Source organism: Flavobacterium sp. LHD-85 (assembly GCF_030929595.1).
GTDB lineage: Bacteria > Bacteroidota > Bacteroidia > Flavobacteriales > Flavobacteriaceae > Flavobacterium.
The window spans coordinates 205,539-218,454 of the sequence record NZ_JAVFVR010000011.1; the positions used below are offsets into that span (position 1 = coordinate 205,539).

Annotated in this window: 10 protein-coding genes; 4 read left to right on the forward strand and 6 right to left on the reverse strand. The window is 35.3% G+C overall.

The features are described 5' to 3' along the window. Positions 1 to 59: 59 nt before the first annotated feature. Entirely contained in the window at positions 60 to 989 is a 930-nt protein-coding gene (locus RB618_RS18160; RefSeq protein ID WP_308070058.1) for an NAD-dependent epimerase/dehydratase family protein, read from the reverse strand. 194 nt (positions 990 to 1,183) lie between these two features. Here RB618_RS18160 and RB618_RS18165 point away from each other — a divergent pair, with 194 nt between their 5' ends. The 3 genes from RB618_RS18165 to RB618_RS18175 are packed head-to-tail and all read left to right on the forward strand — an operon-like array spanning position 1,184 to position 4,137. Next, positions 1,184 to 2,053, forward strand: a complete 870-nt coding sequence (locus RB618_RS18165) for a helix-turn-helix domain-containing protein (RefSeq protein WP_308070059.1) — start codon at positions 1,184 to 1,186, stop codon at positions 2,051 to 2,053. A gap of 57 nt (positions 2,054 to 2,110) precedes the next feature. Next, positions 2,111 to 3,322: an MFS transporter gene (locus RB618_RS18170; protein ID WP_308070060.1), complete on the forward strand. Its 1,212-nt coding sequence runs from the start codon at positions 2,111 to 2,113 to the stop codon at positions 3,320 to 3,322. A gap of 14 nt (positions 3,323 to 3,336) precedes the next feature. Next, positions 3,337 to 4,137 (forward strand): siderophore-interacting protein, encoded by an 801-nt coding sequence (locus RB618_RS18175; RefSeq protein ID WP_308070061.1) that lies wholly within the window; start codon positions 3,337 to 3,339, stop codon positions 4,135 to 4,137. Between the two features lie 787 nt (positions 4,138 to 4,924). Here the strand turns inward: RB618_RS18175 and RB618_RS18180 are convergent. The 5 genes from RB618_RS18180 to RB618_RS18200 all read right to left on the reverse strand — a co-directional run bounded on the left by RB618_RS18180 (position 4,925) and on the right by RB618_RS18200 (position 12,061). Further along, on the reverse strand, positions 4,925 to 6,349 hold the full coding sequence (locus RB618_RS18180) for a SusD/RagB family nutrient-binding outer membrane lipoprotein (protein WP_308070062.1): 1,425 nt from the start codon (positions 6,347 to 6,349) through the stop codon (positions 4,925 to 4,927). Between the two features lie 12 nt (positions 6,350 to 6,361). Continuing rightward, positions 6,362 to 9,553: a SusC/RagA family TonB-linked outer membrane protein gene (locus RB618_RS18185; RefSeq protein ID WP_308070063.1), complete on the reverse strand. Its 3,192-nt coding sequence runs from the start codon at positions 9,551 to 9,553 to the stop codon at positions 6,362 to 6,364. Between the two features lie 851 nt (positions 9,554 to 10,404). After that, a complete protein-coding gene (locus tag RB618_RS18190) occupies positions 10,405 to 10,848 on the reverse strand; it encodes a hypothetical protein (protein WP_111375968.1) in 444 nt (147 codons plus the stop codon). Between the two features lie 183 nt (positions 10,849 to 11,031). Continuing rightward, positions 11,032 to 11,667 (reverse strand): hypothetical protein, encoded by a 636-nt coding sequence (locus RB618_RS18195; RefSeq protein WP_111375969.1) that lies wholly within the window; start codon positions 11,665 to 11,667, stop codon positions 11,032 to 11,034. 190 nt (positions 11,668 to 11,857) lie between these two features. Continuing rightward, positions 11,858 to 12,061 (reverse strand): hypothetical protein, encoded by a 204-nt coding sequence (locus tag RB618_RS18200; protein WP_308070064.1) that lies wholly within the window; start codon positions 12,059 to 12,061, stop codon positions 11,858 to 11,860. A gap of 234 nt (positions 12,062 to 12,295) precedes the next feature. Between RB618_RS18200 and RB618_RS18205 the strand changes: the two genes are divergently transcribed. Beyond that, positions 12,296 to 12,913, forward strand: a complete 618-nt coding sequence (locus RB618_RS18205; protein ID WP_308070065.1) for an isochorismatase family cysteine hydrolase — start codon at positions 12,296 to 12,298, stop codon at positions 12,911 to 12,913. Positions 12,914 to 12,916: the final 3 nt, after the last annotated feature.

The following is a 12,916-nucleotide window of genomic DNA, read 5'->3' on the forward strand; positions in this document are numbered from 1 at the left end:
TACTAAAATGCTAAATCTTTTGGATTTAGCATTTTCTTTATTTCAAACATTCATTTCTATTAAGAATATTGCTCCCTCTTTATTTCTTCAATTCCCCTTCTATAACTTGTTACGGCAAAATCTGGAAAGCGCTTTCTAAATTTTGAATCATCAAAAACATTCGCGTGTTCATATCTTGGAAGTAATTCTTGCAATTCTTTTGCTTGTTTATTAAAAAGTGCTCCTATTGCAAAAACAAACTTTGGCATAACTTTATATTTTAGTTCTCTGCCATATATTTTAGAAGCTAATGCAATGAACTCTTTGTAATTAAGATGGCTCTCATCTACAGGCAAATGCCAAGTCTGACCAAAAGCGTCTGGCGTATTTCCAATCAACGCTGTCGCTCGACTTGCATCGGGTGTCCAAATAAGGCTTCGTTTTTTAGTGTCACTCAAAGGCACTTTTAGTTTCTTATTTTCTTTAATCGCATTGAAAATTAAAGTATTGGTAATGCTCTGCGTTTTAGCAGGTCCATAAAACTCAGGCGCACGACAGATTACAGCTTCCAATTGTCCTGATTTCATTTCGCTTAAAACCATTTCAGCCATTTCTTTTCTAATTTTTCCTTTTCTTCCCACGGGTTCAAAAGCGGTTTCTTCTGTAAGCACTCTACTGTCTTGCGGATACATGTAGGTATTGTCAAAAAATACCAATTTCGTTTTATTGATTTTGCAGGCTTCAATGACATTTCTTAAAATCAATAGAAATTGTTTCTCCCATAAATCAGAATCCATCGGAAGTCCCAATGTAAAATATGCAATTTCAGAACCTTTAACAGCTTCGATCGCTTTTTCTTTAATAGTTAAATCTGCTGAAAAAACAGTATCTGTATCGTTTACTTTTTGTGCTTTACGACTTACAATTCGTATATCTGAAGTAAAATTTCTTTTTAGTTCTCTTGCCAATTCTTCCCCAATCTGCCCATTGGCACCTAATATAGTCTGCATATTATCTAGCTTATTTTTATACCGTAAATTACGGTTCTATTTCTATAATTTACTCCTAAAATTACAATAAAAAACAATATTGAAATACATAAAAGTGAATGAAGAAATTTTAGATAGTTCAAGAGCAAAAATTGCAAATTAACGAACAACTTTTTCTAATTCCTTTTACCTTTGAATGCAATTTAATCTAAAGCATGAACCTAAATCATATTGAAATACATCGAGATGAAATGAAAACTGTGGGAATAGATGTTATTCCAATTGGAGCATTTTCAGAGAAAGCGCAGGCGCCTCATCGTGATGACCATTATATGTTTATTGTGTTGTCTCAGGGCATTTTTGAACTGGAACTGGATTTTAAACACATTACAATGTCCAATCATTGCGCTTATTATGTCGCTCCTGGACAAGTTCACTCTTATACAAATCAAGAAAACTGCAAAGGATGGTATATTTTTATGGATTCGCTTTTAATTTCCGAGAAATATACCCAAATCTTAAATACGCATTTAAACAGCAGACAAGGAATTCAGCTAACGTCTGATAGTTTGATTTTCTCCATTATTCCGATACTTGAAAATCTGCTAAAACAAAAAAAGGAAATTTTTCAAGACCAGACCGAATATTCGCTGGCTGATGCTTTTTTAGGATTTTTTATCGGAGCACTTATACAAGTAGATGCTGCTAAAGAACTCATTGGCGGCCAAAAGTATCAAACCGTTAATGCGTTTAAGCAACTTGTGCAATCAAAATTTAAAGAATGCAAGCAGGTTAAAGATTATGCCGCTTTATTAAATATTACGCCATTGTATCTAAATGAAATTGTAAAACAAGTTACCGGTTTCACGGTGAGCTATTGGATACAGCAGACAATCGTATTGGAAGCCAAGCGTTTGCTGTATTATACAGAACTTGATATCAAACAAATCGCTTTTGAATTGGGTTATGAAGATCATGCTTATTTTTCGCGTTTTATGAAAAAGAACATCGGGATGACTGCCTCTGAGTTCAGATTAAAAAACCATGATTTGTCCAACAACACCCCTGCTATAGACAACCATTAAAAGGTAGCGCAGGCATAATTTTGCCTTTGTAAAATTATTAATATACAAAGTAAAATTATGACAGAAAGTACCACTACAAACAGTACTCCCAAACTAAATCCTAAATCGAATACCAAACTTTTAATTCCTATTGTCATAACGGTTTTGGCGGTTTATACCACAATCGGCATTTCTCTAGGCATATTGCCAAAATTCATAAAACAAGAATTAGGATTTGGCAATCTTGCCGTTGGTTTAGTTATTGGTCTGCAAGCATTGGCAACTCTGCTCACGCGTGCTTATGCAGGAAAGACAACTGATGTTTTAGGTTCAAAAATTAGTACAACACGAGGCATTTTACTGGTTTTATTGGCTGGCGTTTTATATATGTGCGCTTGCTCTGCAGTTTCAATTCCTTTATTATCGCTTTCTTTATTGCTATTGTCCCGAATCGTTCACGGAATAGCTGAAAGTTTTCTGGTTACAGGAATGCTTACTTGGGGAATTGGGCTTTTAGGACAACAGAATTCGGGTAAAGTAATGACTTGGAACGGAATCGCGATGTATGCCGGAATCGCAATTGGCGCTCCTTTTAGTCTGTGGATTGTCCAATTTGGAACTGCGTTTGCGTTTTCTTCAATTCTAGTTTTGGCATTTATAAGCTGGACAGTTTCCAGAGGATTGCCAATAATTCCTGTGCACAAAGGACATTTAAGAACTCCTTTTTATAAAGTAATCGGAAAAGTGTTTCCGCAAGGAATTGCACTCGCCTTCTCTTCTATTGCTTTTGCCTGCATTGCATCATTTATCGCTTTATTGTTCAGTCAAAAAAATTGGGATGGAGCTTCTCTTGGATTTCTTTTCTTTGGGGGTTCTTATATTTTGACCCGCGTGTTTTTCTCTTCTTATCCAGATCGTTTTGGCGGATTCAAAGTCGCTATGATTTCCTTTTTGATTGAAATAGCTGGTCAGTTATGCATAGGTTTATCCATTAACGGCTGGACAGCTATTTTAGGATGCGCACTTACCGGAATTGGGTTTTCGCTTGTTTTTCCATCTTTAGGCGTATTGGCCATACAAAAAATAACACCACAAATGAGAGGAACTGCCTTAGGCGCTTATGCGGCATTTTTTGATCTTTCGTTAGGAATTGCGGGGCCAACGGCAGGTCTAATTGCGGGATGGCTCGACTACCAATCTATCTACTTTTTCGGGGCATTCAGCTGTGTTGTTGCCATTGCAAGCCTTCTTCAATCGGAGCGAAAAGAAATTCAGGCAATTGTTAACTAAAAATTTAAATAATAATGGATAAACCTTTACGAAATATTGCGCGATCTATTTTTGTGGTAAAAGAAAAGGCATTTCTTACTCCGCATTACATCAGAATAACTTTTAAAATGTCTGACGAACAAGTAAATCTATTTCAGAATATGCGTTCTGGAAACAATAATAAAATTTACATTCCTTCTGAAACCGCCATATACTTTACTGATTATGACGAGCCCATCTGGAATTCTGATTTTTTTATGGCGGTGCGAACGTATACCACACGAAATATTGATTTCATTAATAAAACTCTCCAAATCGATTTTGTAGCGCATGGCGATAATGGCCCCGCTTCTAAATGGGCAGAAAATGCTAAATCGGGAGATTTTCTTGGAATTGCAATGAAAGAAAGTCAAAAACCGCTTGTTCCTTCAGCTGAAAATTATTTTATTGTGGGAGACTGTACTGCAATTCCAGTTATTTCGGCTATTCTAGAAACTTTGCCTTCATCTGCAAATGCTATGCTTTTGCTCGAAGTGAATTCTTATAGAGATGTATTGATTCTAAATACCAAAGCAAATCTCAATGTAAAAGGGATTTATAATTCTTCACCATTGGATGGAAGCAAACTAGCTGAAGAATGTATCGATTTATTAGCTAACGAAAAGCAGCAATATGTATTTGCTGCAGCAGAATTTGAAACAATCAGGAAAATAAGAAAACATCTGAAAGAAGAACTTCAATTAGAACGTGATCGTTTTCACGCTGTTTCATATTGGAAACGCGGAAGTTCTGAAGAAGAATCAAATCAAGAAAGGCAGAAACAGCGAATGGAATAATGCAAAAGCCCTATATCTTAGTTGATACAGGGCTTTTTGACTCAAAAAAACTCATTCCGTAGGAATGTTTGATCGGTAGAATTTTTCATTCCGTAGGAATGTTTGATCGGTAGAATTTTTCATTCCGTAGGAATGTTTCATTGGTAGAAATTAAATTCGGATTATGAATTTACGTTCCGTTGGAACGTTTGATTAGACGTTATACATATTATTTCCGCAAAAACAGGTGTCCCTACAAGACACAATGCATAACGATTCCATTTTTTTTCTACCAACCAGATATTCCTACGGAATATTAAAATATCAAAAAAAAAAAAAAACAATGCAACTCATTCTGTAGGAATGTTCGGTTGATAGAATTTTTCATTCCGTAGGAATGTTTCATTGGTAGAAATTAATTTCAGATTATCAATTTACGTTCCGTAGGAACGTTTGATTAAACGTTAAATATATTCTTTCGTCAAAACAGGTGTCCCTACAGGACACTATGCATAACGTTCCATTTTTTTTCTACCAACCAGATATTCCTACGGAATATTAAAATATCAAAAAAATAATGCAACTCATTCCGTAGGAATGTTCGGTCGGTAGAATTTTTCATTCCGTAGGAATGTTTCATTGGTAGAAATTAATTTCGGATTATGAATTTACGTTCCGTAGGAACGTTTGATTAAACGTTAAATATATTCTTTCGTCAAAACAGGTGTCCCTACAGGACACTATGCATAACGTTCCATTTTTTTTCTACCAACCAGATATTCCTACGGAATATTATTTGCAAGCAAATTTATTTCACATCAAACCATAATTTGGTTGTCAATAAATCTTTTCCTTGATCTGCAACTGCAGCTTGATAACTTGCTCCGTTAAGAGATTGTTCTGTACCAGGATAGAAAAGACGCGAAGGAATTTTTCCGTCCAAAACAGTAGCAGGACCGGCTTTTAATACTGGATAATCCAATCTTCTCCACTCTGTAAAAGCATCTAGACCTTGTCCGAAGAAAGCAATCCATTTTTGCGTACCGATTGATTTAGCATAGTTTGAAGCATCATATTTTACACTTGCTTGATTCAGATAAGTTGAAATAGTTGTTGGATTGTTAACTCCAAATTGAATCAATGATGCTGTAATAGCATTTTTATAATACTGTTCTGCATCTCCAGAAATATAACCTCTTGCTGCAGCTTCTGCCAAATTAAATAAAGTTTCAGAGTAAGAAGCAATTACCGCAGGTGAAGCCGATGTAAGGAAATATGTTCCAGGTTTTGATGTTTTAGCAAAACCTTGGCTGTTAGCGTCACTATTTGATAATCCGTTTGCGCCTCCAACATATTTGCCTACGCTTGCATCTGATGGCAATTGAGCAAATACTGGCAAACGCGGATCTGATAATGCATATAACTGATCCACCATAGTTTTTGAAATACGGAAATCATCTCTCGTTTCAAACCAAGCCGAAGCTGGATTTTGCTGTGGCGAACTAGTGTAAGTAAACTTAAATGTTTCGCTTTCGCTACTGATTACTCCCGCGGCATCAGTTGTTGCATCAATTGCTGCCTGTTTTGCTAATACTGGTTCTTTATCTGAGATTCTCAAAGCAATTCTCAATCGAAGCGAATTCACAAACTTCTTCCATTTTGCTATATCCCCTTTGTAAACCAAATCTCCGGTAACAGAACCATTTGCAGAGTTTAATAAAGATTGCGCTTGCTTCAAATCTTCAAGCAAACCTGTGTAAACTTCTTTCTGCGTGTTATACGCAGGCGTTACATTTTGACCTGCTTCTTTGTACGGAATGCTTCCGTAAGCATCTGTAAGCAACAAAAATGTCCATGAACGTAACGATAAGGCAATTCCTTTATAATTAGAATTAGCTTGCGCGTCTGGAAATTTTATAATCGTGTTCAAATCTGTAATCAGAGTTGCATATCCCTTATCCCACAATGAGGTAAACGAAGCATTTGAAACATCGTATCGATCTGGTTCTGTATATTGAATTTTAGCCCAATGCTGTACAAAAAGCAACGTTGAGTTAAAGTTGTTCGCATCTCCCCAATACAAATCTGCTCCTTGTTTTAAAGTTCCCGTCAGCAAATATGGTGCAAGCGGAGTTTCAGTCGCATTTGGGTTTTTATTTATATCGTCTAAAGTATCACTGCAAGAGCTCAGTGCCAATGCAAACAGTATTGTATATGATAGTTTTTTTAGCATGATTCCGAGTTTTTAAAATTTAACATTAAGGTTAAGACTGAAATTTCTAGTTGTTGGCAACGCTAAACTTTCTAATCCTTGTGCATTTCCTGTATTGAAAGCGGTCTCAGGGTCAATATTTGGTGCATCTTTGTAAATAAAGAATAAGTTACGTCCAGCTGCAGTAATGCTTGCTCCTTCCAATCCTAACTTTTTAACCAACTTTTTATCAACATTATACGTTAGTTTTATCTCTCTCATTTTTACAAAAGTTGAGCTGTAGATATACGCTTCGCTAATGTTGTAAGACGCCTTGTAATATTCCTGTGCGCTAATTACTTTATTATTTGGTGTTCCGTCTGCAAATACACCTCCGAAAATCATTCCGTCATCATAAACCGTTACACCGCTTGGAGCAGCACCACCAGTAACCAAAGTTTTCGGGTTAGCAGTATTGTTTCCTGGATAATAGTAGCTTAATCCGCCGTTTTCAGCACCACGTCCTGGAAGAGTCTGTGCCAAAACTCCAGTATAGTTACCAGTTCTGTTTGTTCCAGAGAAAAGTTCTCCGCCAACGCTAGCATCAACAAGGAACGAAAGTTCTAGATTTTTATAAGTCAAAGTATTTGTAAGACCTGCCAAATAATCTGGTGTATAGTGTCCTAAAACTTTCTTAGTTGGATCTGCTTTTGGAAGTCCGTTTGCTCCTACTACAATATTACCGCTTGCATCACGCTCATAAGCTGTTCCGTAAAGTGCTCCATAAGCTTGCCCTACAGATGCCAATACATCTACACCTCCCGAAGAACCTATTGTATAGTTTTTAATATCTCCAGCATAATCTAGAATTTCTACTTTACTCTTATTTTTTGAATAATTTAAAGCCACATTCCATTTGAAGTTTTCAGTTTGAACTGGGTTTCCGTCCAATTGTACCTCTATACCTTGATTGTTAATTTTACCCGCATTAATCAACTGCGAATTATAACCGCTTGATGCTGTAGTTTTAATTTCCAAAATCTGGTCGAAACTATTGGTATTGTAATACGCTACATCAAAATGAAGTCTGTTTTTCCAGAAAGAAGCTTCAAGACCTACTTCTGTAGAACGAGTTGTTTCTGGTTTTAAGTTTTCATTTAATTTCTTTTGAGAAGAAGTCTGAATCGGATTTCCATCAAATGCTGTCTGGAAATTGTAAACTGTAGCCAATTGGTACGGATCTGCATCATTACCTACTTCAGACCATCCACCTCTAACTTTTAAGAAATCAAGCGTACTGCTCTTAATGTTCAATGCATCTGTTAAGATTACACTTCCGTTAAAAGAAGGATAGAAATAAGAACGGTTGCTGCTTGGCAATGTCGAAGACCAGTCATTACGTGCTGTAACGTTCAAGAAAGCATAGTTTCTAAATCCTACCTGAGCAGAAGCGTAAGCACTATACACGCGTAATCTTGACAATGAGTTTGACGACGTTAACGGATCTCTAGAGTTTGTCAATGTGTACAAATCTGGAACTGCTAAACGTGGTGCTTTCTGATAATTGTTAGCATCGCTATGGTTACGAATATTGAAACCTGCAAGTGCATCTAAACTGAAATCATCATTTAGCTGTTTTGTATATTGAAATATACCCTCAGTATTTTGTTCATTTACAGTGTAAGCATCTTCTGCATACGATCCGAAAGGAGTTCCGTTTGTACCATACTTGATCGTATATTTTCTTCGGTCATTATAATAATCTACTCCTGTACGGAATCTGAAGTTCAATCCTTCAGCCAATTTCGCATCTAAGTGAACATCTCCAATTATACGGTTACGCTGTTGGCTTGTTGTATTGTAATACGCATTCCAATAAGGATTGCTGTAGTAACTGTTGTTCCAATTAGTCGACCAGTCTTTGTCCAGTTGGTCAATATCCACCTGACGCCCGAACCAAAGAAACTGAAGCATTACGCCCGCAGCACGTCCACCTGATGGACCTCCTGGCAATTGTGGAGCATTTGTTACAATATAATTAGCATTAACCCCAACTTTTACATTTTCAGAAATCTGGTAATTGGTATTAACCGTAAAGTTTGTTTTGTTTATTTCACTGTTTGGCACCGTTCCAAGCTGTTTTTGATTGTTTACGCCTAAACGGAAATCTGATTTTTCGTTAGATTTAGCAATAGAAACACTATTGTCATAAGTAAGCCCAGTATTAAAGAAATCTTTCACATTATTTGGGTGCGCGACAAAAGGCACTGCTTCCCCTTTAGAATAAAACTGCGGAATAAGACGCCCGTCCATTCTTGGTCCCCAGCTTTCGTCAACTCCATCATTAACTCCTCCTCCTTTTCCGTCTACGTAGCTAAATCTTCCGTTTGAACCTTGTCCGAAAGTATTTTGGAAAGAAGGCAAAGTAGCCACTTGAGAAACGGTTATACCCGTATTAAAAGTAACTCCATATCCTGATTTTTGTCCTTTTCCAGATTTTGTAGTAATAAGAACAACACCATGCGCAGCACGCGATCCGTAAAGCGCGGCAGCATTTGGTCCTTTTAAAACAGTCAAAGTTTCAATATCCTGCGGATTTAAATCGGCAATTGCATTTCTGAAATCACGAGTAGCTCCTCCAAAATTTAATTGTGAGTTATCTACAGGAACTCCATCTACCACAAAAAGCGGCTGGTTGTTTCCTGCAATAGAAGTTTCCCCACGAATAATAATACGTGAAGATCCCATATCTCCTTGTGAATTTGTAATACGAACACCCGCTACTTTACCTGAAAGCGCATTTAAGAAGTTGGTTTCTTTTGTAGTCGCCAATTCTTTCCCTTTTACTGCCTGAGTCGTATATCCTAAAGATTTCTTTTCTTTTGAAATTCCAAGTGCCGTAACAACAACTTCAGATAACGCATTCTGTTCTTCGGTAAGATCAATCGTAATAGCGTTTTTGTTGACTACAACTTCTTGTTTTTTATATCCTAAATAACTAACTAAAAGTACATATGGGAATTTTTGTCCTGTTTGGAAATAGAATTTTCCATCTGTATCTGTAACAACCCCATGCGTAGTTCCTTGAATTGTTACCGAAGCCCCGATAATAGGCTCTTTTGTAACGGCATCGACTACCGTTCCTTCCAGTTTAGACTGGATTAGCGGCTTAGTCTCTTGAGCTTTAACCCCTATGGAAATCAACAAAATACATAGCCAAGCATATCTTTCTAATTTTTTTTTCATTACTTTGTTTTAGTTTAATAAATAAGGTTGGCTCAGACAATTTAATACCATTCTGGCTTTCCTTTTAGAGATGACAATTTCTTTTAAACTCTTACCATTTCTGCTGCAACAGAAATGGTTTTTCTTTTTATCTGCAGCACATTCGTTTTTTCATTTTTACTTTTTTTGGATTACTATTATTTTAAATTGGCCTGTAAAATTTTAACCCCTATTCGGGATTATGTTTCTTAAAATTTATAATGAATTAAAAAAGAGGAATTTTAACCGTAGAATGCATAAGGAAGAAAACTGCCGAATGCTTTTGCTTATTTGAAATAAAATATTGTGGTTCTAATCTCTATGCTTTTAACTTATATTTTTAAACTCTACTAATTTGATAGAACAAAAGTATGTTAAAAATTTTAGTTCCCAAATTTTAATTAAACTTTTTGCAAAAAAAATGTTAACTCTCTTAAACCAGCACACTTAAACAACTAAAAATAAAATAGTTACGAAAAAGGTAATTTTATGCTGTTTTATAAGAATTGTACTAAAAGCCTAATATTTTCACTTTGCGAATCCCAATATCTATAGGGATTGTTTCCATAGCTTTACATTTTTATCGCAAAGTGCGCTAAGATTTTTCAAACACAATCCTAAGCAGAACATAATTTAAGTTCGCAAAGCTTTGTGAACTTTCATTTGTAATGATTCTTAGAAAAAAAACTTGGTGTACTTTGCGTTAAATATTACTCGTAAAGTGCGCTAAGATATTTTTATTGTGAGACTAAAAAGGATTTAAGTAAAGTATAAACAAAAAAAAACTCCAAGATCATAAGACCTTGGAGCTTCTATTTTTTATTGTTGAAATATTACAATTCGTTGAACTCGTGTAAAGATTTCAATGTAGTTTCATAAAATAAGATTGCAGCGATAAGATTTCCTTTATCAGAATATGGCATCATTTTTCTCTGAAAATCTACTGTAGTATCTAAGAAAACAGTTGTTCCTTCTGCTTGTCCATCTAAGATTTTTTTGTTCTCGCCAGTATCTGGAATACCTAAATCTGCCATTGTAACCCCAGGTTTAGTAACCAAAGCAATGTAAGGAAGTGTTTTTACTAAAACTTTAATACGCTCAATGTACAATTCTAAAAGTTCTCCTTTTTGCATACCACTTAATTCTTTTTGATCATGGTATTTACGAATTAAAGCTGTTGTACTAATGATACTTCTTGGTGCATTTTTTGCCTGTGCAGAAACGGCAGCAGTCGTCAAGAAGAAAAGGACACATAATAAAATAATCTTGCTCTTCATTTTCTTAATAGATTTGGTTCTTGAATAAAAACAAAAATATATAAATTATGTTAAAATGCAACTTTTATAATTTCTTTTTCACAATAAAATTATAATTGTTACGTTGCGATAAGTAAAAGATTACAGCAAAGGCAGGAATTTAGGCTATTTCAGCACATTTTCTCAAAAGTTAATTTTACTGTTTTACGACTTAATTATTCTAAAACGGCTCGGATATTTAATCCACAAACTCTTTTTGTTGCCATAATAGTCCATAAATTCTCCGCACACAAAGACAGCATGCACTTTTGACCATGCCACAACACCGCAGTAATCTGTTCCTGATTCTTTTTTTAACTTTTGAATTTGTTTTCCTAATGCAAATCCAAGGTATTTATAAATTGTTGGAGTATACACTGTACCATCTTCCAAATCTTCCAATGCTTTGTCAAAAGTAGATTCTTTATCGATAATCTGTTTGTATTTTGCCATTACCGCATAAGTCAATTCTGCATAATCGGTAATTTTCTCGCTATCGCAGTTGTCTTTAATATAAACAAAGCCCGCAGATTCTTTGGCCTTGTGAATTTCGCTGCTGTGCAGATTGAATGTCGCGTTGTTTTTTAGTGTGATTTTATATAAATCATCATTTAACTTTTCGCTGACAAACAAGTTATCTAAACCATAAATGTTTAAAGACGCTTTAATAAAAGCAATCGATGAACAATTGGTGCGTTCCCCCTGCTTAAAACTCTCGAATATTTTATCAGAGCTCAATTGTGAGTAAGAACTTGAACAGACAAACATTAAAAGTAAAAAAACTGAAGTAACCGATTTCATGCCTTGTATTATATATTGTTTCCCAATTATTATTTGAGAGATTGTAATAGATTTTTACAAATCTATAAAAAACCACTCATATTTTTCACTACTTCACTTTTATCTCTTCAAAAAAAGTCTTTTTATATCTATAAAAATGATTTCTAGCGGAAAAAGAAAACGCCTCAAACAAACTTGAGGCGTTTTAGCATTATTTTTTTTCTTCATTATTCAATTTATCATCGAGTTCAGGTTCTTGTCCTTTAAACTTTTTGGTGTCAACATCATAATTTTCATCATTTGTCAGCACTTCATCATGTTCTTTATATTGATGTTTTCTAGTATCATTTCGATGATCTCCTCCGCCCTGCTGTTTAGGATTCGGATTTTTCTGGGTTTGATTATTCTTTTCCATAATGCTTCGTTTTTAAATGATTATTAAAATTACCTCAAATGCAATGGTTTGGGTTATATAATCATTTTTAAAAATTATAAAATGAAACGGCTTTCTTAATTTGCTTTATTTCGAAAATCCGTTAAATATCGCAGTTTCCATTTTGCTATACTTCGGAAAACATCAATAAAACAGCATCAGAAAACAAGTGGCACATTATTAGAATACAGCAACTTAACTTAAAAATTTTAAATTATGGGCTTGTATCAACTTCAAAAAACCGCACTTGTCATTATTGATCCTTTTAATGATTTTCTTTCCGAAGGAGGAAAATTATTTCCTGTTACAAAAGAAACTGTCGAAGGAAACAAAGTGGTCGGCAACATCAAAAAACTATTGACAGCTGCGAGAGAAAAGAAAATTCAGGTGATTTATGCACCGCATCGCCATACTCAAAAAGGAGATTACTTGAACTGGAAGTTTATGGCACCTTCACATTTGGGAAGCAAAAGCATTACTTTGTTTGAAAAAGGTTCTTGGGGAGCCGAGTTTCATCCTGATCTTATTATGCAGGAAGGTGATCTTATAGCACAGAACCATTGGACTGCCAGCGGTTTTGCCAACACCGATTTAGATTTTCTTTTGCGCCAGCACGATATTGACCATATTGTTCTTGCCGGCATGAGAGCCAATACTTGCATCGATTCAACCGCGAGATTTGGCGTAGAACTCGGTTATCATGTCACTTTAATCAAAGACGGAATTGGTGCTTTTAATTGGGAAGAAATTAAAGCAACGGTCGAAACTAATTTTCCGAATTACGGGCATGTTCTTTCTTCTACCGAAGAATTCATAAACAATATCAACTCCTGAGTT